Here is a 24,183-nt window from a genome sequence, read left to right on the forward strand (position 1 = left end):
GTCCGATCGCCATGGAAGGGGCCTGAACATAAGCTGGTGGATGCTCTTCCATCCACATGCGCAGGCGACGCGCGCAACGCGCGCCGTCAGCGCTTTCCAGCAGGTCCCTCATGGAACATCAAGCCCACCCCGACACCGCGCCCACCGACGCTCCGCCCTCCGCTTACCTCACCTCTCTGATTGAGGCCGCGCTCGAAGCACACCAGGCCGGCCGCCTCGATGCGGCCGAGCCTTTTTACCGTGAAGCGCTCGCACTCGACCCAACGCATGCCAAAGCGCTGCATTACTTCGGCGTACTGCAACATCAGCGCGGCGATCATGGTTTCGCCGCCGAGTTGATGAGCGAAGCGCTCAAACTCGATCGCACCGACGCCGCCTGCTGGAGCAACCGTGGTCTCGTCGCCGCTGCGCTCGGCCATCGCGAAGAAGCGATGATCTGCTATGACCAGGCGCTGCAGTTGCAGCCGGATTTCGCCGACGCGCGCAACAACTTCGGCGTCGCGCTGCAAGCGCAAGGCTCGCTCGAAGTAGCGATCGAACAATACCGGCTAGCGTTGACGGCGAATCCGTCGCTAGTCGACGCACATCTGAACCTCGGCACGGCGCTGAACAAGCTCGGCCGCTACGACGAGGCGCTGGCCTGCTATCAGCACGCGCTGGCGTTCGATCCGCACTCGGCGGAAGCGCATTTCAGTGCTGGCAATGCGTACAACGCGCAAGGTGACCACGCCGCCGCCATCGCCAGTTTCGAACGGGCACTGGCACTGCGTGGCGATTATGCCGAGGCCCACATCAATCTGGGCAGCCTGATCGGCAAGCTCGGTGACTACGCCGGTGCCGAATCGCAGTATCGGCGTGCAGTCGCACTCAAGCCGAACCCGACCAATCTGGTTTGCCTCGGCGGATCTCTCGGCGCGCAGGGCCGCCTGGATGAAGAAGAAGGCTTCTACCGTCATGCACTGGCGCTCGATCCCAACTACGCGGACGCGCATCAGGGCCTCGCGTGGCTGTTGCTCAAGCGCGGAGATTACAAGCAGGGTTGGGCGGAATTTGCGCAACGCTGGCGCAAGAGCGACTACGAGGCGATCGCCGTGCCGGGTGTTGCGGAGTGGCATGGCGAGCCGCTCGACGGGCGCCGTCTGTTGCTGGTCGGCGAACAGGGTTTCGGCGACCACTTCCAGTTTCTGCGCTATGCGCGCGTGCTCGAGCAACTCGGCGCCACGGTCGATCTCTGTGTGCGCGAGCCGCTTCTGCCGATGGTCGAGCGCATCCCGGGCGTGCATCGCGCGTTCAGTAGCAAGCCTGAAGGCCCGTACGACTTCTGGGTGCCGATGATGAGCGTGCCGTCGTGCGTCGGCACCGAACTGTCGACCATTCCCGCGGATGTGCCGTACATTTTTGCCGACAAGGCAAAGATCAAGACATGGCGCAAACGGGCAGACGCAGCCGGCAAAGCAAAACGCAAAGTGGGCCTGGTGTGGTCCGGCAGCCCGACGTTCGGCAACGATCGTTATCGCTCGATGGCATTGGCCAACCTGAGCCAGCTAAGCGAGCTGAATGACATCGCGTGGTACGCGCTGCAAAAGGGGCCAGCGCACGATCAGTTGGCTGATGCACCTGAAGCTTTCCGCGCCCACGATTTCACCGCAGATCTGAAGAGCTTCGACGACACCGCCGCGCTCATCATGAATCTCAATCTTGTGATCGCCGTGGACACCGGCGTGGCGCACCTGGCTGCCGCACTGGGCAAGCCGGTGTGGGTGCTGCTGCCCGCCAACTCGGACTGGCGCTGGCTCGAAGAGCGCAGCGATTCGCCGTGGTATCCGGCGATGGAGTTGTTCCGGCAGACCAGGTTGGGCGATTGGGCGCCCGTGGTCGAACGCGTATCGGAAGAACTACGCGACGGCAGTCTATAAAACCTACGCTGCGCAGATTTCAGGCGTTGCTGCGCAGCGCCTTCTCAATCCTTTCGTACGCACCTTCGTACGCAGACAGAACGCCGCGGCGCCGCGCCTTAAGGACGGCGACGCTGCTGCGCCAGCATGTAGGCGCGCAACAACTTGTTGATGCGCGTTTGATAGCCCGCCCCCTGTTCTTTGAACCAGCTCAGTACATCCGCGTCCAGGCGCATGGTCACAGCCTGTTTCGGCGGAACGTGCAACTCGGCACGGTCAAAAAAATCGTCGCCCAATTCGGGCACGTCGCTCGTGTCGATTTGCGCGTCGCCTGCTTTTGCAAGTCGCTTCCAGTCGGTTCCTGATGTTTTACCCATAATTTCGCCTCTGCTCCTTTTCAGCCATTCCCACGCTACCCACCGTGCCAGTCAATTCCAGACGCTGTACTTGTAGCGTTTGACCTCGTGCTTCGTCGCCTTGCGGGCCGAAATGATACGGATCACATCGGCGCTGCGTTCGACGTACACCACTACGCCTACGATCGCGGCCATCCAGCCTAGCGCGATCCAGCGTTCTTCACCGTAGTCTTCCCGCTGGTCTATCGCCGTCAGCACGGGATGATCGAACACGTCGACCGCATCTCGGAAATCGATGCCATGCTTACGAATGTTGATTTGATTCTTGAGTTCGTCCCATTCAAACCGCACACAGCACCTGTATTGACGTCTGTACATACATCATAGCACGCACGCGTAGCTATGTCCGCATGAGCCGCGAGCAGTTTGCGACACACGTCAGCGTCGGACTGGCTGTGAAATTACCGGTTCCTGATCTGGCCGAACGGCCTACCCCGGTTAGGACTGTGATCAGCCACGCCGCAGATTTCGCAGCGTAAGGCTGGGACGACTCTCACCCCGCATCCACCACGAACCCGTGCTGCCGCAAAAGCTGCAGCACGCCCTTGCGGCCACCCAGATGCAACGCGCCGATCGCCACGAACACCGGCTTGTTCGGCCCGGCGATCAGCAGCATCCGCGATACGAAGCGCCGGTTGCGTTCGTACACGATCCGGTTGTCGATCGAATCGGAGATCCGCTTGTCGCGCGCCAGCTTTTCGGACTTCGCGGCCTGCCACGCCGCAATCGCATCGGCATCGCCCACTCGCCACAGCCGGTGCAACGTCTTCACATCGTCGACGTTTTCCGCGGGCGTCTGCACCAGGTCCTGCGCGAGCATTTCGCGTTGCTGCGCAAGCGTGAGTCCGGTGAACGCACGCATTTGCTGCGGCAAGGTCTCGAGACCGACGATCTTGCCGCGCGTCCTGATATAGACGTTCTGCAATTGCGCTTCCGTGCCGTACTCGGTCTGCAAGCCTGCACTCAACGAATCGTAGGTTTCGACGACGAGAGACGCGAGCCACGGCCGCATCTTCTTGATTTCATCCTGCGCCGCGGGATTGCCGCGCAGGCGCAAGGCCAGCTTGCGCCATAAAGGTTCGGGCAGCAGACCCGGCAGACAGTCGCGGCGGCATACGCCGTACTTCGACACGTCGTCTTGCGAGACCAGCAGTTCGTCGGGTGAGAGTTCGAGCGCCAGCGTCGGCGAAGCCGCTAGGGCGCCCAGGATCGGCGCGCGGAACGGTTGCCCGGGCGGATAGTCGGCGGGGTCGCCGACATGCAACGTGCCGAGCACGTAAATGGTCGTGGTGCCGCGTGTCGCGACATAGAACGGCATGCGCGCAGGCTGCGCGCGCACCGGGCCGCTCGCCGTGGTGCCGGGCGTAGCGGGCGGAGGATTGAAGCCCGGCAAGGTGGCGCGTGGCGGCGCCGGCAGACTTGGCACCGGCATCGCCGGCCGTCCTGCCTGGGCGGGCGTATTGGCAGCCGCCCCAGCGGCATGCGCGAGGCCGATCGGCCCTGCGCTCAGGTGAAAAGCAGAACATACGCCGAGGAGCGTGGCACCGGTCAGTGCAAACGCTCCCCAGCGCCGCGCGAAAGCAGCGTGGCGGCCATCATCGCGCGAGCGGCGCGCAAGACGACGCGCCGCCACTGCATCAGGCATCCATGTCCCCCACCTCCTCGGCGCGGTGACACGACACCTGACGGCCATCCACTTCACGCAACTTCGGCTCTTCGCTGCGGCAACGGTCGATCGCGTACGGGCAGCGCTGATGGAACGTGCAGCCCGACGGCGGATTCAGCGGCGACGGCATTTCACCTTGCAGCTTGATCTTGATGGTGCGATCCGCTTCGAAGATCGAAGGCGTGGCCGACATCAGCGCACGCGTGTACGGATGACGCGGATTCGAGAAAATCCGCTTCTTGTCGCCAAGCTCCGCCACGCCACCGAAATACATGACCATCACATCGTCGGCGATGTGCTCCACCACCGACAGATTGTGCGAGATGAACACGTAGCTGGTCTTGAACTGCTCCTGCAGATCCATGAACAGATTGAGAATCTGCGCCTGGATCGACACGTCGAGCGCGGACACCGGCTCATCGGCGACCACGATCTGCGGATCGAGGATCATAGCGCGAGCGATGGCCACGCGTTGCCGCTGACCGCCTGAGAACATATGCGGATAACGCTTGGCATGCTCCGGACGCAGGCCGACCGTACGCATCATCTGCGCGATCCGTTCGGCGCGTTCGGTCGTGCTCAGTTGCGTGTTGATCGCGAGCGGCTCGCTGAGCGTCTGCTCGACTGTCTTGCGCGGATTCAGGGAGGCAAACGGATTCTGAAACACCATCTGCACGCGCCGCCGCAGCGCCGCGATCTTCGCGTGATCGGCGCCCGCCACGTCTTCACCGTCGATCAACAGACGGCCCGCGCTGGGCTTTTCGATCATGGTCAGTTGACGCGCGAGGGTGGATTTTCCGCAACCGGATTCGCCCACCACCGCCAGGGTCTTGCCGCGGTCGAGCGCAAACGACACGCCGTTCAAAGCCTTGACCGTCCCCTGGCTGAACATGCTGCGCTTCACCGTGTAGTAACGCGCAAGCTTGTCGGCAACCAGGACGTGATCGCCCGCATGGTCCGACTGGCGCCGCGGTTCGAGTACTGCGTTCATCGTGCGCCTCCATGGGTGTGAATGTTGGCGTCGCCGCTCAGGTTCAGGGGTTTGATGCAGCGCACGCGCGCCACTTCGGCGTGACCTTGCATCGGTGTCAATGCCGGTCGCGCCTTCATGCAGTCGTCGACCACATACTTGCAGCGCGGTGCGAACAGACACCCTTTCGGACGATCATCACGCCCCGGCACCATGCCCGGCAGTGCGGCGAGCCGCACCGCGCCGACATTGTGTTCGGGAATCGCCGCCAGCAACGCTTCCGTGTACGGATGATGCGGCGCGGCGAAGATGTCCGGCACGCGGTTCGTTTCGATCACTTCGCCAGCGTACATGACCGCGACACGCTGCGCGACCTCGGACACCACCGCCAGATCGTGCGAGATCAGCACGAGCGCCATGCCGCGTTCCTTCTGCAGCTTGATCAGCAGTTCCATGATCTGCGCCTGGATCGTCACGTCGAGCGCGGTGGTCGGTTCGTCGGCGATCAGCAGTTTCGGATTGCAGGCAATCGCCATCGCGATCATCACGCGCTGGTTCATGCCGCCCGACATCTGATGCGGGAACGACGTGATGCGGCTCTTAGCGTCAGGAATGCCGACCTGGTCGAGCAACTCCAGCGCGCGTTTGTCCAACGCGCTACCGCGCAGGCCTTCGTGCAGCTTCAGCACTTCCTTGATCTGATAGCCGACCGTGTAGCTCGGATTCAGACTGGTGAGCGCGTCCTGGAACACCATCGCGATGTCTTTGCCGATGATCTTGCGGCGTTCCTTCGCCGACGCCTTCAGCAGATTCTTGCCGTTGAAGGTGATTTCGTCGGCGGTGACTTTGCCCGGCGCGTCGATTAGGCCCATCAGCGCCATCATCGTCACGCTCTTGCCCGAGCCCGATTCGCCGACTACGCCGACCACTTCGCCCTGCGCGACATCGAGGTTGATCCGATCGACTGCGGGCAGGCCGTTGAAATCCACCGCGAGGTTGCGGATGGTCAATAGATTACTCATGTCATGCCATCCGTTTCAGTTTGGGATCGAGTGCGTCGCGCAGCCCGTCGCCGAGCAGATTGATCGCGAGCACTGAGATCAGGATGGAAAGACCCGGCATCGTGACGATCCACCAGGCGCTGTCGATATAGTCACGCGCCGAGGCCAGCATCGCGCCCCACTCCGCCGACGGCGGTTGCACGCCGAGACCGAGGAAGCCGAGCGCGGCGGCATCGAGAATCGCCGACGAAAAGCCCAGCGTAGCCTGCACGATTAGCGGTGCGGTGCAGTTCGGCAGCACCTGCGAGAACATCAAACGCAGCGTGCCCGCGCCTGCAACCCGCGAAGCCGTCACATATTCCTTCTGCAATTCGCCTTGTGCCGACGCACGCGTCAGACGCACATAGCCCGGCAGCGCGACGATCGCGATGGCCAGCATCGTGTTGACGAGACCCGGACCGATGATCGCGACCACCGCGACTGCCAGCAGTAGCGAGGGCAATGCGAGCAGCACGTCCATGATGCGCATGATCGGCGTATCGGCCCATTTCTCGAAGAACGCCGCGATCAAGCCGAGCACGATGCCCGGAATCAGCGCGAGCACCACCGAGACAAAGCCGATCCAGAACGACAGCCGCGCGCCATACATCAGACGCGAGAGGATGTCGCGGCCTGCTTCGTCGGTGCCGAGAACGAACTTCCAGTTACCGCCGTCGAGCCAGGCGGGCGGGATTTTCACGGAGTCGCGATACTGCTCGATCGGGCTATGCGGCGCGATCAAGGGTGCGAAGATTGCGATGAAGATCAACACCAGCACGATGACGCCGGCGGCGACCGCACCACGGTTACGCGAGAAATTCGCCCAGAATTCGCGGGCGGCGATGGCGCGGCCGCTGGGCGGCGTCACCGCTGTGGGGACTGTATTTTGTATGTCTGCCATGGTCAGGTTACCTCGTATGGCGAATGCGCGGATTCAGCACGCCGTACAACAGATCGACGACGAGGTTCACAACGATCACCAGCGTAGCGATCATCAGGATACCGCCCTGCACCACCGGATAGTCGCGCCGGCCGATCGCGTCGATCAGCCACTTGCCGATACCCGGCCACGAAAACAGTGTCTCTGTCAGCACGGCGCCTGCGAGCAAGGTGCCGACCTGCAGGCCGATCACGGTCACGACCGGAATCAGCGCATTACGCAATGCATGCACGACGATCACGCGACCAGGCGACAAACCCTTCGCACGCGCAGTACGAATGTAGTCTTCGCGCAGCACTTCGAGCATCGACGAACGTGTCATCCGCGCGACGACCGCCAGCGGAATCGTGCCGAGCACAATGGCCGGCAAAATCAGATGACTGACCGCGGATTTGAACGCGCCTTCGTCGGTGGACATCAACGCGTCGATCAGCATGAAGCCGGTCACGTGCGGAATGTCGTATTCGACCGCGATGCGGCCCGACACCGGCGTCCAGCCAAGGTCGACGGAAAAGAACATGATGAGGATCAAGCCCCACCAGAAGATCGGCATCGAGTAGCCGGTGAGCGCCGTGCCCATCACGCCGTGATCGACCACCGTGCCGCGCCTGAGCGCCGCGAACACGCCCGAGGGCAAGCCGACGATCAACGCGAACAGCATCGCGCAGATCGACAGTTCGACGGTAGCGGGAAAACGTGCGAGGAATTCGCCCATCACGCTGGTATTGGTGATGATCGAGGTGCCGAGGTCGCCGTGCATGGCGCGACCGATGTAGTGAACGTATTGAATCGGCAAGGACTCGTCGAGCCCGAGGCGATGCATCGCGGCGGCATGCATGGCGGGATCGACGCCGCGCTCGCCCATCATCACTTCGATGGGGTCGCCCGGTATCAGGTGAATCAGCGCAAACGCGAGGATCGTGATGCCGATGAACGTCGGTATCACCATGCCGATGCGGCGCAAAACAAAGCGGAACATGGTTCGTCCCTATGGTCTTGATGAAGAAAAAACGCAACCGGCGACGAGGGCTTGTGACCCCGGCCGCCGGACCATTTCGACCAGTTTTCTAACCGTGCGAAAAGCTACTGCGTAAGCTTGACTGTATAACTGTTACTTGACGCTGACGCCGTCGAAGCGCGCATAACCGAGCGGCTCGATACGCATGTCGACCACCTTCTTGCTGACAGGCTGGTACACGGTCGAGTGAGCGATCGGCGAGAACGGCAGTTGCTGCGCGAAAATCTGCTGCGCCTGCGTGTACGCCGTCGTGCGCGCGCCCTGATCGGACGACTCGCGACCCTTCTGGACCAGATCCTCGAACGGCTTGTAGCACCACTTCGAGAAGTTGTTGCCGTTCACCGCTTCGCAGCCGAGCAGCGTGCCGAGCCAGTTGTCCGGATCGCCGTTGTCGCCGGTCCAGCCGATCAGCATCGTGTCGTCTTCACCTGCGTGCGCGCGTTTGATGTACTCGCCCCATTCATACGTGACGATCTTCGCCTTCACGCCGATCTTGGCCCAGTCGGCCTGGATCATTTCCGCCATCAGACGGGCGTTCGGGTTGTACGCGCGTTGCACCGGCATCGCCCACAGCGTGATGTCGAAGCCGTTCGGATAACCGGCCTTCGCCAGCAGTGCCTTGGCCTTGTCCGTATCGTACGCGGCGCTCTTCAGGTTCTTGTCGTACGACCATTGGGTCGGCGGCATCGGGTTCGTCGCGGCCTGGCCTGCGCCTTGATACACCGACTCGATGATCGCCTTCTTGTTGATCGCCATGTCGAGCGCCTGACGCACTTCGAGCTTGTCGACCGGCTTGTGCGACACGTTGTATGCGAGGTAGCCGAGGTTGAAGCCCGGCTGCGACGGCATCGCGATGTTCGCTTCAGCCTTCAGCGGCGCGATGTCGGCCGGACGCGGATAGCTCATCACCTGGCATTCGTCGCGCTTGATCTTCTGCACGCGCACGCCGGCGTCCGGCGTGATCGAGAAGATCAGCTTCGAGATCTTCACCTCGTTCGGCTTCCAGTAATCCGGATTGCCGTCGAAGCGGATCGTCGCGTCCTTCGTATAGCTGCGGAAAATGAACGGGCCCGTGCCGACCGGGTTCTGGTTGATGTCGGCCGCCTTGCCGGCCTTCAGCAACTGGTCTGCGTATTCACCCGAGAGGATCGACGCGTATTCCATCGCCAGATTCTGGATGAACGGCGCGTTGACTTCCTTCAGCGTGAACTTGACCGTGTACGGATCGACCTTTTCGACGCTGGTGATCAGCTTGTCGAGGCCCATGTCCGTGAAGTACGGGAACTGGACCGGGTACGCCTTACGGAACGGCTGGTTCGTGTCCAGCATGCGCTGGAACGTGAACACGACGTCGTCCGCGTTGAATTCGCGCGTCGGCTTGAAAAACGACGTGGTCTGGAACTTCACGCCGTGGCGCAGATGGAACGTGTAGGTTTTGCCGTCCGGCGAGACATCCCACTTTTCTGCCAGGCCAGGCTCGACTTTCGTGCCGCCGCGTTCGAACTCGACGAGGCGGTTATAAACGGTGAACGTGTTGGCCGTGAAGTCGACACCCGTGGTGTACTGGGCCGGATCGAAACCCGCAGGGCTGCCTTCTGAGCAGTAAACGAGTGTTTTGTTCGGAATCTCGGCATGCGCGCTCGTAGCGCCCAGCATCGATGCCGCTGCAGCAGCGACGAGCGTCGTAACACGCGCGGCGCGCAACAGGTTGTTTTGCTTCATGTTTCCTCCAGGTTCGGGGCCGGCTCCCGCCGGCGTAGCGCGATCTTACTTGAGCTTGGCTCACAGCAACAAGCGGAGGAAAATACCCCTGTTGACGATCGGAAACAGTTAGGGCATGTGGGCGGCCGTACGCCGGCGCTGGCTGGAGCGTACGGCTGTTGCGAGGCGAGGCGGGCTCGGCCGGAAAACCGCCGCCTGCTCTTATTTCAGGCCGACGTTCATGAATTGCGTCGGGCCGAACGGGTCGATCTTGAAGCCCGTGACGTTCTTGCTGATGGGCTGATACACCGTGGAATGGGCGATTGGCGTGAACGGCACCTGGTCTTTGAAGATTTCCTGGGCTTCCGTATAAGCTTTGGTGCGCTCGGCAAGATCGGTCGTGCTGCGACCCTTCCGGATCAGATCGTCGTAAGGCTTGTAGCACCATTTGGAAAAATTACTGCCGTTCACTGCGTCGCAGCCGAGCAATACGCCCAACCAGTTATCCGGGTCGCCATAGTCGCCGGTCCAGCCGATCAGCATTGCCTCATGCTCGCCCGAATGACCGCGGCGAATATATTCACCCCATTCGTAAGTAGCGATCTTCACCTTGACGCCGATCTTCGCCCAATCCGCCTGCAGCATTTCCGCCATCAGACGCGCGTTCGGGTTGTAAGGCCGCTGAACCGGCATGGCCCACAGCGTCAGATCGAAGCCGTCGGGGTAGCCCGCCTCCTTGAGGAGCGCTTTCGCTTTGTCGACGTCGTACGGGGCGTCCTTCAGATTCTTGTCGTAGCCCCATTGCGTCGGCGGCATCGGATTGGTCGCCGCCTGGCCGGCGCCCTGATACACCGATTCGATAATCGCTTTCTTGTTGATCGACATATCGAGCGCGCGGCGCACCATCAGATTGTCGAGCGGCTTCTTGGTGTTGTTGTACGCGATATAGCCGAGATTGAAACCGACCTGACTCGGAATGGCGAGCGATGCATCGGCTTTAACCGCTGGAATATCGCCGGGACGCGGATACGACATCACCTGGCACTCGCCGCGCTTCAATTTTTGCAGCCGCACGGCCGGGTCGACGGTAATCGCGAATATCAGCTTGCTGACTTTGACGACGCCCGGTTTCCAGTAATCGGGATTGCCGTCAAACCGAATTGAATCGTCCTTCGTATAGCTGCGGAAAATGAATGGACCGGTACCGACCGGATATAGATTGATATCGGACGCTTTACCTGCTTTCAGTAACTGATCGGCGTATTCAGCCGACAAAATCGACGCAAACGGCATTGCGATCTGCTGCAAAAACGGCGCATCGACTTCCTTCAGCGTGAAACGCACCGTATACGGATCGAGCTTCTCGACCTTGGTGATGTTCTTCGCGAGGCCAAGGTCGGTGAAATACGGAAACGGCACTGCGTAGGCTTTGCGGAACGGCTGTTCCGGATCGAGCATCCGCTGATAAGTAAAGACGACGTCGTCAGCGTTGAATTCGCGAGTGGGCTTGAAGAACGAGGTGGTCTGGAACTTCACGCCGTGCCGCAGATGGAAAGTGTAGGTCAGGCCGTCCTGCGACACGTCCCATTTCTCGGCAAGGCCAGGCTCGATATCGGTACTGCCGTGCGCGAACTCGATCAGCCGGTTATAGACCGTGTACGAGCCGGCGGTGAATTCCACGCTGGTGGTGAACTGGGCGGTGTCGAAGCCCGCTGGACTGCCTTCGGAGCAGAACACGAGGGTTTTGTCGGGCAAGGCGGCCGCGCCGGCTGCGGCGGGCGCGAGGCCGGCAGCCAGCACCGCGCAGGCGCTCAAGACTGGCAGGCAGGTATGGCGAACTGCAAACAGCAATCGGGATACTGTCATCACGTTCTCCGCACAGCAGCCAAGTCAGCTGCGCTTCGATCATAGACAGCGCAAAAATCGGGTTCAATGCGGGCTTACACCCCACCGGTAAAGACTGGATGCGAGGAATTGCTGCGCTGCAGCATCGGCAGCCTGACGCGTTGACTTCCTAGGCTGGATTTTCTGCGCACGATATCGGATACGAGACGTCAAGCCGCAACGGGCCTAGACGCACGATTCAGGCGCAGACGTGCCGGAACAAGACTCCCGGGCTGACCAACCACCCGATTTCCGGCGAAAAAAACCGCGCGGCCGGATACGCCGCGCGGTTTTTTACAGAGGCTACTCAGCGCTTAAGCGCCCAGCCGTTCGCAGATCGCCTTGGTCGCCGCGGCGCCATTGAGCGTGTAGAAGTGCAGGCCCGGCACCTTCGCGTCGATGAGACGCCCGCACAGGTCCGTCACCACGTCCAGCCCAAACGCGCGAATCGACTCGCGGTCGTCGCCGAAGCTTTCCAGACGGCGCGCGATCCAACGCGGCACTTCCGCGCCGCACATCTCCGAGAAACGCATCAGCTGCGAGAAGTTCGTAATCGGCATGATGCCCGGCACGATAGGCACGTCCACGCCGAGCTTCCTCGCGTCGTCGACGAAACGGAAGTACGCGTCCGCGTTGAAGAAGTACTGCGTGATCGCCGAATTGGCGCCGGCCTTCACCTTGTGGGCGAAGTTTTCCAGATCGTGACGCGGCGAGCGCGACTGCGGGTGGTACTCCGGATAGCCGGCCACCTCGATCCAGAACCAGTCGCCGAATTCGGCGCGGATAAAGCCCACCAGTTCCGACGCGTAACGCAGCTCACCCACTGCGCCCATGCCGGACGGCAGATCGCCGCGCAGCGCGACGATATGGCGGATGCCATGCGCGCGGTACTCGTTGAGGATCGCGCGCAGGCTCTCTTTCGAGGAGCCGATGCACGATACGTGGGGCGCCGCTTCGAGCCCCTCCTTCGCCATTTCGACGACGGTGTCGAGCGTGCCCTGTTGCGTCGAGCCGCCAGCGCCGAACGTGACGGACACGAACTTGGGCTTGAGCGAGGCGAGCTGCGTGCGGGTGGCGCGCAGCTTGTCGACGCCTTCCTGCGTTTTCGGCGGGAAGAATTCGAATGAAAGTTCGATCGGGTTCATGATTCAGTAGATCAACCGATACTGCGGTTGCCGAAAATAAGCGCGGACAGCAGCCACGAAACGATGCTGTACAGAATCGAGCCGAAGAACGCCGACCAGAAACCCGACACTTCAAATCCCTTCAGCAGCGACGCGCACAGCCAGAAGCACAGCGCATTGACCACCAGAATGAAGAGTCCGAGCGTGACGATCGTGACGGGCAGCGTCAACAGGATCAGCACCGGACGCAGGATCGTATTGATCAATCCGAGCACCACCGCGACGATCAGGGCGGTGCCGAAACTCCGGATATGAATCGACGGTACGAGGTAGGTGATGATCAGGAGCGCAAGCGCGTTGATCAGCCAGGTCAGCAGCACGGTCATGTAGAGCTCCTTTGGCAGGGTGTCCGATCACGGGAAAAAGCGCGGGACGAGGCGGGCATGGTGAACAAAGCGGCGCCTTGCGCGCCGCCTTGTCGTCAAACTGTCATGCTTTGAAACCGCCCGCGTGCTTGATGCTACTTGGAAGCGGTTGCTTAGTAGCGGTAGTGGTTCGGCTTGAACGGACCGTTCTTGTCGACGCTGATATAGCTCGCCTGATAGTCCGACAGCACCGTCAGTTCCGCACCGATACGCCCCAGATGCAGACGCGCGACCTTTTCATCAAGGTGCTTCGGCAACACATAGACCTTGTTTTCGTACTTGTCGCCGTGCACGAACAACTCGATCTGCGCGATCGTCTGATTCGTGAACGATGCCGACATCACGAACGACGGATGGCCCGTTGCGCAACCCAGATTCACCAGACGCCCTTCAGCCAGCAGGATGACGCGCTTGCCGTCCGGGAAAATGATGTGGTCGACTTGCGGCTTGATGTTTTCCCACTGGTACTTGCGCGTCGATGCAACGTCGATTTCCGAATCGAAGTGACCGATGTTGCAGACAATCGCGTTGTTGCGCATGGCAGCCATATGATCGTGGCCGATCACGTGGAAGTTGCCGGTCGCCGTCACGAAGATGTCGGCCTTGTCCGCCGCATATTCCATCGTCACGACGCGATAGCCTTCCATCGCTGCCTGCAACGCGCAGATCGGATCGATTTCCGTGACCCACACCGTCGCGCCCAGACCGCGCAGCGATTGCGCGCAACCCTTGCCCACGTCGCCGTAACCCGCCACGACCGCGATCTTGCCCGCGATCATCACGTCGGTTGCGCGCTTGATACCGTCGACCAGCGATTCGCGGCAGCCATACAGGTTGTCGAATTTCGACTTCGTGACCGAATCGTTCACGTTGATGGCCGGGAACGGCAGGCGCCCTTCCTTTTCCATCTGGTACAGACGGTGCACGCCGGTCGTGGTTTCTTCGGTCACGCCCTGGATGTGCGCGAGACGCGTGGAGTACCACACCGGATCGGCGTCGAGATGCTTGGCGATCGACTTGTACAGCGCGACTTCTTCTTCGTTTTCCGGCTTCGAGATCACCGAACGGTCTTTCTCAGCCTTCGAGCCGAGGATCAGCAGCAACGTGGCGTCGCCGCCGTCGTCGAGGATCATGTTGGCGAATTCGCCATTCGGCCATTCGAAAATGCGGTGTGAGAATTCCCAGTATTCGTCGAGCGATTCGCCCTTGAATGCGAACACCGGCACGCCGCCTTGCGCAATCGCGGCGGCTGCATGATCCTGCGTCGAGAAGATATTGCACGATGCCCAGCGCACGTCCGCGCCGAGTGCCGTCAAGGTTTCGATCAGCACGCCGGTTTGAATCGTCATGTGCAGCGAACCCGCGACGCGCGCACCCTTCAGCGGCTGCGAGCTCTTGTATTCCTCGCGCGTCTGCATGAGGCCGGGCATTTCGGTTTCAGCGATATTCAGTTCCTTGCGGCCCCAGGCTGCAAGCGACATATCGGCGACGAGAAAATCTTGCTTTGAATCGAGAACTGCGGCGTTCATCACGCCCTCCTTTCTAAAGAATTGACTAGAAATTTGACGTGAGCGCGGTTCGATGCGGTGGATGGGAGCGCAATGCGCATCCTGGCCCTCCGATTGAAGCCTCCGAGCCTGGCGGGCGGCCGGCGAATATGCTGATTCGCGGTACCCGTCGCAACGCTCCTCGAAGACGAACGGCGATTGTAGCAAATCGAGATGGCTTCGGGGTGAGGCTGGACTGGCGGAGTTGGAGCTTTTTGTGACTCCAGGGTGTTTGGCGGCAGGCGGTGCTGGCCGGGCGCAGCGCGCCTCGGCCCTGCGCTCGAGCCACGTCGGTGTTTGGAATCTACGCAGCGTGATTCGGGGGAGCAGAGGCGGCCGCCCCGGCAGCGACGCTTGCCGTGCGCAACTGCTCGATGCCCGCGCGCGCGGATTCGAGAAACTGCCTCGAAAAGCGGAATGCATCGGCCACGTCGGCAGGATCCGGTGTCTGCAAACCAAGAACGATGCGGAAATAGCGTTCGGCGTGAATGCCCGCGTGATAGTGCATGCGCACGCGTTTCGCGTCATCCAGGCGCCGGTTGCCGAAAATGTCACGCAAGGCCCACGAAAACGCGCCATCTTCGCCACCGATGCGACGAAACGCGTTGTCCATCGGAAAGCCGCCGAGCGCGGCATACGCTGCGCGGCGGATGATCAGGCTGCTCGGCACCGTGTTGCTGAGCGTTGCGGCGTGCTTGCCGAAGTCGGGATGGTTGGTGAGCTCGACCGGAAAATCCGTGTAGTCGACGTCGAGCCGCACGGACACTTCATTCGGGTTCTGCGTGAGAAACGCGCTCGCGGCGGCTAGCGCGCCGGGCAGGTATTCGTCGTCGGCGTCGAGGAAGGCGAGCAGACCGTAAGCTGCATGCATCGCGCCCCAGTTGCGCGCCCGAGCCGGGCCGCCGTTGTACGGCATCTGCAGCAAGCACACGCGTGGGTCGAGACGTCCGTAGTGTGCGACCAGGTCGGTAGATCCATCAGTCGAGCCGTCGTCCACCACGACAATCTGCGCGGCTTCCGGCTGAATCAGGCAACTTTTGAGCGCACGGGCGAGCGTCGCCGCGCCGTTGTAGCAGGGAATGATGATCGAGATGGGCTTCATGGATTGAAACAGGCGCTGCGGGCCGAACGATAGAGAACCGTCGATGGTAGCCCGCTTCCCGTCAGGTCCATCCTGGAAAAGCGACGTGCGCGACCGCACCGGCCAACGCACTGCGCGCAAACGGCGCCGACACGAAGCGTCGCCATCAGCTTACCCCGCAACATAAATACGATGACTTACAATCGCTCGGATCATTCCAAATTGGAATTCTGGAGCCTGAGATCGTGGAACTACGAGCGCTGCGGTATTTCGTCGAAGTGGTCCGTCAACAGAGCTTCACCGTCGCCGCCGAGCAGATGTTCGTCACGCAGCCGACCATCAGCAAGATGGTCAAGTCGCTGGAGGACGAAATCGGCTCGCCGTTGCTGCTACGCGATGGGCGCCAAATGGTGCTGACCGACGCCGGCCGGATCGTCTATCAGCGCGGTCAGGACGTTCTGGCCGCGCACGCGCAGTTGCAGGCCGAGTTGAATGACCTCGATACGCTCGGCCGCGGCGAGTTGACCATCGGCATTCCGCCAATGGGCGGCTCGCTGTTCACACCCGCCATCGCCGCCTTCCGCCAGCGCTATCCGAAAATTGAGCTGAAGCTGTTCGAGCAGGGTTCACGCGCGATCGAGACCGCGCTGATCCACGGCGAACTGGAGTTAGGTGGCGTGTTACAACCGGTCGACCCGGAGAACATCGAGGTGTTGCCGATGACCCGGCAATTGCTGTGGCTGGTCGCGCGCACCGGCTCGCGCTGGGACGATCTGCACGAAGTGCCGCTCGCCGAGCTCGCCAACGAGCAGTTCGTGTTCTATGGCGAGAGCCTCGCGCTCAACGACGTCGTGCTGAACGCGTGCCGGACCGCCGGCTTTGCGCCGACCATCGTCGGGCGCAGCGGGCACTGGGATTTCATGGCGGCGTTAGTGCTGGCCGGGGTCGGTATCGCGCTGTTGCCTGCGCCGTATTGCCGACGGCTCGACGCGGCGCAGTTCACCTGCCGCCCCGTAGTGGCACCGGAGATTCCATGGGAAGTGGCGATTGGCTGGCGCCGCAACGGCTATCTGTCACACGCGGCGCGCGCATGGCTGGAGGTAGCGCGCGAGACGCTGCCAGGCCAGGCCGGCGACGATTTCATGGTGGGGCCGGGCATCGGTATGACCGGCATCACGGCGCCCGCTAAGACACCGCCGCATACGCGGCCGGCCGAATGACAACATGCCCCCCGGCGCGAACCGGGCGGCATGTCTTCAAGACACGGCTGACCTCGAAGACTTATCTCCAAGCACCACCTCGGAAGCCTATCGCGACGGGCGCATCTCAGAGACTTATCTTCAAGGCTCAGTCAGCGCCGTCATTACTGCTGCGCGACAAACTCGATGCGGCGGTTGGCAAAACGGCCGCTCGCCGTGTCGTTGCTCGCGACCGGACGCGCATCGCCATAACCTTGCGCGACCAGCGAATCCGCCGGCACACCCGTCTTCACGAGATACGCGCGAACCGCTTCGGCGCGCTTCTTCGACAGTTGCAGATTGGCTTGCGCACCACCGACATTGTCCGAATAGCCGGCCACTTCGAGCTTGGCCGTCTTGCCGTTACGCGCGCAGGCATTCAACACTTGCGCCGACTGGTTCAGATCTTCCAGCGCCGAGGCCGGCACGCGAGCACCGGCGCTTGCGAAGTTGATCACCTGCAGGTTCAACACCTTGACCACGTCCGCTGTTACGCACGAGCTGTCCGGCGCGAGGAGGCCCTTGATCGCGCCGCGGAAGTTTTCGGTTGCGTTCGCGACCGCCTGTTCGACGTTGAACGAACCGATCTGATACGAGGCGCCGAACAGCGATTTGAGTTTATCGAGCCAGCCGAGCTTCGCGTTTGCCGCGCTGCCGCTCAGTTCGACGTGCGCGCCATCCACTTTCACCTCGGCGCCCGGCAATGCCATCAGCGGCAGCAGGCCGTCCAGATGAACGAGCCAGTCGGCCTGCTTGGTGTCCTGATCGACCGTGACGTTCGCGACGAAACGGTCAGCGCCGAAATGCTTTGTCAGCGCGTCGATCAGATGGGTCTTTTCGGCTTCGCTGCCAACCGTGGCCGTAAGCGTCGGTTTGCCGGCGGCGTCGACGGTGAAGCTGAGCTGACTGTCTTTGGTCGGCGCGGGCGCGGCGGCAGGTTGCTGCGCTTCGCTGGCGGCGCTTGCAGCTACAGCGGCAGGCGTTGCAGCCGCGGCGGCCGAGCCCTCAGCCGATGCGGACGCCGGCTGCGCCGTTGCCGCGGCTCCGGCGCTACTGCGCTCGCTGCTTTGTTCGTCTCGTTGCTCGCTATGGCAACCGCGCAGGAACAGGAAAGCCAGCACCGCAGCAATCGCCGCGAGCAGCCACCACAGCCACTTGCGCGAACGGCGCTCTTCGCGCACCACCGCGTCGGTTGGCACGCGGATGCTCGACATCGCTTCGGCCACCGGCTTGGCGGCAGGCGTCGGATGGTCGATGTGCGCCGAGACCGCCTTAAGCTGCGACAGAATATTGCCGGTGAACGCGCCGAGTCCAGTCAGGCCAAGCCCGGCCATCAGACGGTCGTTCAGATACGGCGCAATGGCCGGCAACTGATGGCCCAGCAGCGTTGGCAACTGGCCGACGTTACCCTGACCTTCGAGAAAATGCCGCTTCAGCAGGCCCAGCAGCGTTGCGCCGACGATACCCGTCATGGCGTGCGTCGCATGCGCCGGGACGCCGGTTTGAGTGGCGACCTCGTCGCTGAGCGTATCGACGCGGCGATCGAATGCGCGCTCGAGCAACTGCCGCCCCACACCTTCCAACTGGCTCACCCCGGTGGTGCTGCCGAGCAGTTGCGGCAACTGCTCGGCGATGTGGCCGTTCACCTCAGGCGAGAGGATCGTTGCGAACAGCGAACGCGCGCCGTCGAGCGTTGCGCCCTTCTGCATCAGACCGGCGACCAGCGCCGGCCCGGTTGTTGCAAGCACCTTCTGGGTCGCGTCCGGCGGCAGCCCGAAGCGGGCCGCCATCTGTCGCACGACGCCGTCCGTCAACGCGGACTGAATCAGCTGAATCACATTGATACTCATCGCTTCGCTTCCTTGATTTCCCGAACGCGTCACCTGACGCGCTCTTTTTCGCGGCGCGATTATAGGTTTGGGGAAATCTCATAAACGAAACGGCACAATTTATGACGAATTAACCGACGTTCGCCTAAATATTCTTATATTTGCGACCAAGATTAAGAATATTGCTGCTCTCTCAAGCCGCCACGCCGGTGACGCCCGTCGACTTCATCGCCGGCACCGTTTGCCCCTCGAACCGGGTCGCCGCGATCAGTTCGGCCGCGCGCTCGCCGATCATCACCGTCGGCGAATTCGTGTTGCCGCCGATCAGCGTCGGCATCACGGAAGCATCGACGATCCGCAACCCCGTCACGCCGCGCACCCGCAACTGCGGATCGACCACCGATTGCGCATCGCCGCCCATCCGGCAGGTTGCCACCGGGTGATAGATCGTGTCGGCATGCTCGGCGATGGTCCGGCGCAACTCCTCCTCGGTCTGGCCGGCATGGGTGTACAGCTCCTTGCCGCCATGCAGCGCCAGCGACGGCGCGTCGAGAATGCGCCGCGCCATCTGCGCGCCTTCCACCAGCAGGTCGAGATCGCGCGAGTCGCTGAAAAAACGCGGATCGATCACCGGTGCGGTACGCGCGTCGGCGCTCGCAAGCGTCACCGTGCCGCGGCTATGTGGCCGCAGCACGCACACGTGCAGCGAATAACCGTGGCCCCAGTGCATATGGCGGTTGTGGTCGTCGACAATCGCCGCGCAGAAATGCAGTTGCAGGTCCGGGCGATCGAGCGTCGGCCGGCTCCTCAGAAACCCGCCCGCTTCGGCGACATTGCTCGACAGCATGCCCTTCCCATGTCGCATGAAGGTCACGAACTGCGGCAGCATCCGCGCAATGCCGCGAATCGAAAAGCCGGTCGGCTCGATCGACGACACCCGTTTGTTGATCGTGAAGTCGACGTGGTCGATCAGGTTCTGGCCGACCTCGGGGGCATCGTGCAGCACGGCGATGCCGAGCGACTGCAGATGCGCGGCCGGCCCGATGCCCGAGCACATCAGCAGTTGCGGCGAATTGAACGCGCCCGCTGCCAGCACCACTTCGGCACGCGCTTCCAGCGTTTCGGTACGGCCGCCGCGCACGATCTCGACGCCGCTCGCGCGCTTGCCGTCGAAGGTCACGCGCAGCACCGTCGCATCGGCGATCGTATGGAGATTGGGGCGCTCGCGGTCGTAGATATAAGCGCGCGCGACACTGCAGCGCCGTCCGTCGCGCTGCGTCACCTGATAGAAGCCGATGCCTTCCTGGTCGGCGCCGTTGAAATCGCTGTTCGATTTGTAACCGGCTTCGGTCGCGGCCTGCACGAAACGCTTCGAAAACGGATTGCGATAGCGCAGATCGGACACCGTCAGCGGGCCGTCCGCGCCATGCCATGCATCGGCGCCGCGTTCGTTGCCTTCCGCGCGGCGAAAATGCGGCAGCACGTCGGCCCATGACCAGCCTTCGCAGCCGAGCTGCGCCCATTCGTCGTAATCGAGCGGATGGCCGCGCGTATAGATCATCGCGTTGATCGCGCTCGATCCGCCGAAGCCCCGCCCGCGTGGCTGATAGCCCTGGCGTCCACCGAGCCCCGGCTGGGGCGTCGTCAGATAGCCGTAGTTGGTCTTGAGTTTGTGCGGCACGACGGCCGCCACGCCCACCGGCATGTTCACGAACAGATTGCGGTCCGTATGCGGACCGGCTTCGATCAGGGCAATCGTGGCGTCCGGGCAGCTATCCGCCAGACGGCTCGCGAGCGAACAGCCGCCTGAGCCCGCACCGACGATGATGTAGTCGTATTGCATCCGCTCCTCCAATTGGGCCCGCGTTGCTCGCGGACCCTGTCTAGTACACACTTGTCTACGTGCGTTTTATCGGCATTGTAGGGAGCGTTCGGTTGCGACGGCGGGTTCGTGTCAGAGCGATCCCTCTAAACGAAAGCCCTCCCGCGACCCTATGATGAAAGACGCGCGTGCGCCCGTCAGGCCGCCGCGCAGGGCATTCAAACACGGCGCCCCGCGCGCCGTCCTCAGAGCGTGCGGCACGACACGCCACGATAAAACAGCACACCGTCGATCAGCGACGGCGCGCATCCGGTGAACGGAGACAGCAGATGGAACGGCACAGCATCGGCCACACTCACGACGTGACAAATCAGGCGCCTCCGCTAGCGGATTACAACCTGTTTTCGAGCGACGTGGCGTTGTCCGCCGCGCTCGAACGCGAAGGGGCCGCGTGGCATCGCGAGGCGCTGCTGCGGCACGGTGCGGCGCTCACCACGCCGGAGACACTCGCGCTCGCCGAACTGGCGAACCGCCATACGCCCGAATTGATCACGCACAGCCCGCGCGGCGAACGCATCGACGCGCTCGAGTTTCATCCTTCGTGGCATACGCTGCTGGGGCTGTTGCGCCGCGAAGGCCTGCACGCGTTGCCGTTTTCGGATCCGCAACGCGGCGCGATGGTCGCGCGTTGCGCCGGCTACTTCCTGCATGCGCAACTCGAATCCGGCTCCCTCTGCCCGCTGACGATGACCTTCGCGAGCATCCCGGTGCTGCAACGCGAACCCGCGTTGTTCGAGACGCTGCGCGACAAGCTCTACGCCCGCGAACACGATCCACGCGACCTCCCGCTCACGCAAAAAACCTCGGCGATGATCGGTATGGGTATGACCGAAAAACAAGGCGGCTCGGACGTGCGCAGCAACCAGACGCGTGCCTATGCCACGCGCGGAAGCGGCCGTGGCGCTGAATATCGCCTTGTCGGCCACAAATGGTTTTTCTCCGCGCCGCAATGTGACGCGCATCTGGTGCTGGCCCGCACCGACGATCACGAAGGCCTGTCGTGCTTCTACGTGCCGCGTTTCGCACCGGACGGCAGCAAGAACGCCGTGCAGATCCAGCGTCTGAAAGACAAGCTCGGCAACCGCTCGAATGCGAGCAGCGAAGTCGAATTCTTCGACGCGTTCGGCATCATGATCGGCGACGAAGGCCGCGGCGTGCCGACCATCATCGAAATGGCGAACTACACGCGGCTCGATTGCGTGATCGGCAGCGCGGCCCTGATGCGTGCGGCGCTGGTGCAGGCAATCCACCATGCCCGAAACCGCAGCGCCTTCGGCCGGCAACTGGCCGATCAGCCGCTGATGCGCAATGTGCTCGCCGACCTGGCGCTGGAATCGGAAGCCGCAACGGTGCTGTTCATGCGGCTCGCGCGCGCGTTCGAAGCGTCGGCCGATGCGTCGTCGGCTGCGCCCGCCGAGCGCGCGTGGCGCCGGATCGTCACCCCGGCGGCGAAGTACTGGGTCTGCAAGCGCGCGCTGGAATTCACCGGCGAGGCGATGGAAGTGTGGGGCGGCAATGGTTATGTCGAAACCGGTCCGATGGCCCGCTTCTATCGTGAAGCGCCCGTCAATTCGATCTGGGAAGGCTCGGGTAACGTGATGTGCCTCGACGTGCTGCGTGCCATGGAGCGCGAGCCCGAAGCCGCGCAGGCCCTATTCGCCGCCTGGCAAGCGGATGCACAAGGGCACCCGGCTTTGAGCGCCGCGCTCGGCAAGCTCGCCGCCACGCTTAACGGACCCGCCGAACATCGCGAAGCCTCCGCACGACGGATCGCGCAGCAGATCGTGCTGATCGCACAAGCCACCTTGCTGGTGAAGCACGCGCCGCCGGAAGTCGCCGATGCCTTCATCGCGACGCGTCTCGCCGACGGCTGCGGCGAGAGCGGCCGGGTGTACGGCACGCTACCGGCGACGTTCGACCACGCCGCGATCATCGAGCGGGCATTTAACAGCACAACACACCAATAAGCGCGACTCAACGCGCACGTCATCCATCAGGGAGTGGACACACATGAAGAACGATTTGCCAGAAGTCGTCGCGCTCGAAGCGCTGCTGCGCGATCAACGCCACGCGTATTTGCGCGCGCCGTATCCGTCATGGGAAGCGCGTGCCGGCCATCTGAAAGCGCTGCGCAAAGTCATGCTCGACAACCGCGACGCACTCGCCGACGCGATGAACGCCGACTTCGGCAATCGCGCGAAACAGGAAGTGCTGCTCGCCGAATTCCTGCTGATCAAGGGTGAGATCGACGCCGCGCTCAGACACGGCAAACGCTGGATGAAAGCGCAACGCCGCAGCACCAACAAATGGCTGATGCCGGCGCGCGCGAAAGTGGTGCCGCAGCCGCTCGGCGTGGTCGGCATCATCGTGCCGTGGAATTATCCGGTGCTGCTCGCAGTCGGCCCGCTGATCAGTGCGCTGACGGCCGGCAACCGCGCCATCATCAAGATGTCGGAGCTGACGCCGCGCACCTCGGCGCTATTCGAGCAGTTGATCGGCCAGACCTTCGCGCGCGACCACGTCGCCGTAGTGAACGGCGATGCTGGATTGGCCGCCGCGTTCAGCGCGCAACCGTTCGACCATCTGTTGTTCACCGGCTCGACCAAGGTCGGCCATGAAGTGATGCGCGCCGCCGCCGAACATCTGACGCCGGTCACGCTCGAACTGGGCGGCAAGTCGCCGGCCATCATCGGTCAGCACGCGCGCTTCGACAACGCGGTGGATAACCTCGTCGCGGGCAAGACGCTCAACGCGGGCCAGACCTGCGTCGCGCCGGACTACGTGCTGGTGCCGCGCGGCAAGGAGCAGGCGTTCATCGAACGGGCACGCGCGCGGATGGCGACGATGTATCCCGACTTTGCGCGTAACCTCGACTACACATCGATCATCTCGGAGCGGCATTTCACTCGGCTGCAACGTCTCGCCGACGAAGCGCAGGCCGCCGGCGCGCAACTGCACACGCTCACCGACAGCACACCCGACGAGGCAAGCCGCCGCTTCCCGCTGATCGCGGTCACGAATGCGCCGGATGAAAGCGCGCTGATGCAGGAGGAAATCTTCGGCCCGCTACTGCCGATCGTCCCCTACGACACGCTCGACGACGCAATCTCGTGGATCAACACGCGTCCCCGCCCGCTCGCGCTGTATCTCTATGCCGACGACAGTGCGACCATCGACCGCGTCACGCGCGACACCATCGCGGGCGGCATGGCGATCAACGAAACGCTGATGCATCTGGCGTGCGAAAGCCTGCCGTTCGGCGGCGTCGGTGCGAGCGGGATGGGCGCGTATCACGGCTACGAAGGCTTCGTCACCTTCTCGAAGATGAAGCCGGTGCTGACACAGGCGCGCCTGAACGCGCGCGGATGGATCTCGCCGCCGTACGGCAAGCGGGTGAATGCGCTGCTGAAGCTGATGATGAGGTTCTGACGCGGCGGGCATCCGTGGGGCGGCCATCCGCGCGGCGGGCACCCGTGGGCTGGGCAACTCGTGCAGAACAGCGTACTGCGACGACGGCCGCGGGCTAA

Annotated in this window: 19 protein-coding genes and 1 riboswitch; of the genes, 4 read left to right on the forward strand and 15 right to left on the reverse strand. The window is 62.6% G+C overall.

Annotation, left to right across the window (positions count from 1 at the left end; translation table 11 throughout):
• Positions 1–110: 110 nt before the first annotated feature.
• A complete protein-coding gene (locus FSO04_RS11515; RefSeq protein ID WP_154559814.1) occupies positions 111–1,916 on the forward strand; it encodes a tetratricopeptide repeat protein in 1,806 nt (601 codons plus the stop codon).
• A 98-nt stretch (positions 1,917–2,014) separates the two neighbouring features.
• Here FSO04_RS11515 and FSO04_RS11520 read toward each other — a convergent pair whose 3' ends face one another.
• From FSO04_RS11520 to FSO04_RS11580, 13 genes are all read right to left on the reverse strand, one after another.
• Positions 2,015–2,200 (reverse strand): BrnA antitoxin family protein, encoded by a 186-nt coding sequence (locus FSO04_RS11520; RefSeq protein ID WP_233464817.1) that lies wholly within the window; start codon positions 2,198–2,200, stop codon positions 2,015–2,017.
• 123 nt (positions 2,201–2,323) lie between these two features.
• On the reverse strand, positions 2,324–2,602 hold the full coding sequence (locus FSO04_RS11525; RefSeq protein WP_168435646.1) for a BrnT family toxin: 279 nt from the start codon (positions 2,600–2,602) through the stop codon (positions 2,324–2,326).
• A 202-nt stretch (positions 2,603–2,804) separates the two neighbouring features.
• Positions 2,805–3,956, reverse strand: a complete 1,152-nt coding sequence (locus FSO04_RS11530; RefSeq protein ID WP_154559816.1) for a TraB/GumN family protein — start codon at positions 3,954–3,956, stop codon at positions 2,805–2,807.
• Positions 3,949–4,968 carry a peptide ABC transporter ATP-binding protein gene (locus tag FSO04_RS11535; protein WP_154559817.1) on the reverse strand — a complete coding sequence of 340 codons (1,020 nt, stop codon included), beginning with the start codon at positions 4,966–4,968 and terminating at the stop codon, positions 3,949–3,951. The genes FSO04_RS11530 and FSO04_RS11535 overlap by 8 nt, the downstream gene beginning before the upstream one ends.
• A complete protein-coding gene (locus tag FSO04_RS11540) occupies positions 4,965–5,969 on the reverse strand; it encodes an ABC transporter ATP-binding protein (RefSeq protein WP_154559818.1) in 1,005 nt (334 codons plus the stop codon). Before FSO04_RS11540 ends, FSO04_RS11535 begins: the two co-directional genes overlap by 4 nt.
• Position 5,970: 1 nt before the next feature.
• On the reverse strand, positions 5,971–6,888 hold the full coding sequence (locus tag FSO04_RS11545; protein ID WP_154559819.1) for an ABC transporter permease subunit: 918 nt from the start codon (positions 6,886–6,888) through the stop codon (positions 5,971–5,973).
• 7 nt (positions 6,889–6,895) lie between these two features.
• A complete protein-coding gene (locus FSO04_RS11550) occupies positions 6,896–7,906 on the reverse strand; it encodes an ABC transporter permease subunit (RefSeq protein ID WP_154559820.1) in 1,011 nt (336 codons plus the stop codon).
• A gap of 132 nt (positions 7,907–8,038) precedes the next feature.
• Positions 8,039–9,667 carry an ABC transporter substrate-binding protein gene (locus FSO04_RS11555; protein ID WP_154559821.1) on the reverse strand — a complete coding sequence of 543 codons (1,629 nt, stop codon included), beginning with the start codon at positions 9,665–9,667 and terminating at the stop codon, positions 8,039–8,041.
• A 201-nt stretch (positions 9,668–9,868) separates the two neighbouring features.
• Positions 9,869–11,512, reverse strand: a complete 1,644-nt coding sequence (locus FSO04_RS11560) for an ABC transporter substrate-binding protein (RefSeq protein ID WP_154559822.1) — start codon at positions 11,510–11,512, stop codon at positions 9,869–9,871.
• A gap of 332 nt (positions 11,513–11,844) precedes the next feature.
• On the reverse strand, positions 11,845–12,675 hold the full coding sequence (gene metF / locus FSO04_RS11565) for a methylenetetrahydrofolate reductase [NAD(P)H] (protein WP_154559823.1): 831 nt from the start codon (positions 12,673–12,675) through the stop codon (positions 11,845–11,847).
• Between the two features lie 11 nt (positions 12,676–12,686).
• Positions 12,687–13,040, reverse strand: a complete 354-nt coding sequence (locus tag FSO04_RS11570) for a phage holin family protein (protein WP_028198543.1) — start codon at positions 13,038–13,040, stop codon at positions 12,687–12,689.
• 152 nt (positions 13,041–13,192) lie between these two features.
• On the reverse strand, positions 13,193–14,608 hold the full coding sequence (ahcY, locus tag FSO04_RS11575) for an adenosylhomocysteinase (protein WP_154559824.1): 1,416 nt from the start codon (positions 14,606–14,608) through the stop codon (positions 13,193–13,195).
• Positions 14,609–14,641: 33 nt separating this feature from the next.
• Positions 14,642–14,776: riboswitch (S-adenosyl-L-homocysteine riboswitch) on the reverse strand.
• Positions 14,777–14,930: 154 nt separating this feature from the next.
• Positions 14,931–15,728: a glycosyltransferase family 2 protein gene (locus FSO04_RS11580; protein ID WP_154559825.1), complete on the reverse strand. Its 798-nt coding sequence runs from the start codon at positions 15,726–15,728 to the stop codon at positions 14,931–14,933.
• Positions 15,729–15,952: 224 nt separating this feature from the next.
• Between FSO04_RS11580 and FSO04_RS11585 the strand changes: the two genes are divergently transcribed.
• Positions 15,953–16,927: a LysR family transcriptional regulator gene (locus FSO04_RS11585; protein WP_168435647.1), complete on the forward strand. Its 975-nt coding sequence runs from the start codon at positions 15,953–15,955 to the stop codon at positions 16,925–16,927.
• A gap of 143 nt (positions 16,928–17,070) precedes the next feature.
• Here FSO04_RS11585 and FSO04_RS11590 read toward each other — a convergent pair whose 3' ends face one another.
• Entirely contained in the window at positions 17,071–18,795 is a 1,725-nt protein-coding gene (locus tag FSO04_RS11590; RefSeq protein WP_154559827.1) for an OmpA family protein, read from the reverse strand.
• A gap of 172 nt (positions 18,796–18,967) precedes the next feature.
• Positions 18,968–20,617, reverse strand: a complete 1,650-nt coding sequence (locus tag FSO04_RS11595; protein WP_154559828.1) for a GMC family oxidoreductase — start codon at positions 20,615–20,617, stop codon at positions 18,968–18,970.
• A 308-nt stretch (positions 20,618–20,925) separates the two neighbouring features.
• Between FSO04_RS11595 and FSO04_RS11600 the strand changes: the two genes are divergently transcribed.
• Both FSO04_RS11600 and FSO04_RS11605 read left to right on the forward strand, forming a co-directional pair.
• A complete protein-coding gene (locus tag FSO04_RS11600) occupies positions 20,926–22,623 on the forward strand; it encodes an isovaleryl-CoA dehydrogenase (RefSeq protein WP_154559829.1) in 1,698 nt (565 codons plus the stop codon).
• A 43-nt stretch (positions 22,624–22,666) separates the two neighbouring features.
• A complete protein-coding gene (locus tag FSO04_RS11605; protein WP_154559830.1) occupies positions 22,667–24,085 on the forward strand; it encodes a coniferyl aldehyde dehydrogenase in 1,419 nt (472 codons plus the stop codon).
• Positions 24,086–24,183: the final 98 nt, after the last annotated feature.

Source organism: Paraburkholderia madseniana (assembly GCF_009690905.1).
Lineage (GTDB): Bacteria > Pseudomonadota > Gammaproteobacteria > Burkholderiales > Burkholderiaceae > Paraburkholderia > Paraburkholderia madseniana.

What these genes read in the sequence shown, in the direction of transcription:
- FSO04_RS11595 (WP_154559828.1), bottom strand. Translation starts at nt 20,617, where the DNA reads ATGCAATACGACTACATCATCGTCGGTGCGGGCTCAGGCGGCTGTTCG.
- FSO04_RS11535 (WP_154559817.1), bottom strand. Translation starts at nt 4,968, where the DNA reads ATGAACGCAGTACTCGAACCGCGGCGCCAGTCGGACCATGCGGGCGAT.
- FSO04_RS11540 (WP_154559818.1), bottom strand. Translation starts at nt 5,969, where the DNA reads ATGAGTAATCTATTGACCATCCGCAACCTCGCGGTGGATTTCAACGGC.
- FSO04_RS11550 (WP_154559820.1), bottom strand. Translation starts at nt 7,906, where the DNA reads ATGTTCCGCTTTGTTTTGCGCCGCATCGGCATGGTGATACCGACGTTC.
- FSO04_RS11580 (WP_154559825.1), bottom strand. Translation starts at nt 15,728, where the DNA reads ATGAAGCCCATCTCGATCATCATTCCCTGCTACAACGGCGCGGCGACG.
- FSO04_RS11560 (WP_154559822.1), bottom strand. Translation starts at nt 11,512, where the DNA reads ATGACAGTATCCCGATTGCTGTTTGCAGTTCGCCATACCTGCCTGCCA.
- FSO04_RS11590 (WP_154559827.1), bottom strand. Translation starts at nt 18,795, where the DNA reads ATGAGTATCAATGTGATTCAGCTGATTCAGTCCGCGTTGACGGACGGC.
- ahcY (WP_154559824.1), bottom strand. Translation starts at nt 14,608, where the DNA reads ATGAACGCCGCAGTTCTCGATTCAAAGCAAGATTTTCTCGTCGCCGAT.
- FSO04_RS11530 (WP_154559816.1), bottom strand. Translation starts at nt 3,956, where the DNA reads ATGCCTGATGCAGTGGCGGCGCGTCGTCTTGCGCGCCGCTCGCGCGAT.
- metF (WP_154559823.1), bottom strand. Translation starts at nt 12,675, where the DNA reads ATGAACCCGATCGAACTTTCATTCGAATTCTTCCCGCCGAAAACGCAG.
- FSO04_RS11555 (WP_154559821.1), bottom strand. Translation starts at nt 9,667, where the DNA reads ATGAAGCAAAACAACCTGTTGCGCGCCGCGCGTGTTACGACGCTCGTC.
- FSO04_RS11515 (WP_154559814.1), top strand. Translation starts at nt 111, where the DNA reads ATGGAACATCAAGCCCACCCCGACACCGCGCCCACCGACGCTCCGCCC.
- FSO04_RS11545 (WP_154559819.1), bottom strand. Translation starts at nt 6,888, where the DNA reads ATGGCAGACATACAAAATACAGTCCCCACAGCGGTGACGCCGCCCAGC.
- FSO04_RS11605 (WP_154559830.1), top strand. Translation starts at nt 22,667, where the DNA reads ATGAAGAACGATTTGCCAGAAGTCGTCGCGCTCGAAGCGCTGCTGCGC.
- FSO04_RS11600 (WP_154559829.1), top strand. Translation starts at nt 20,926, where the DNA reads ATGGAACGGCACAGCATCGGCCACACTCACGACGTGACAAATCAGGCG.
- FSO04_RS11570 (WP_028198543.1), bottom strand. Translation starts at nt 13,040, where the DNA reads ATGACCGTGCTGCTGACCTGGCTGATCAACGCGCTTGCGCTCCTGATC.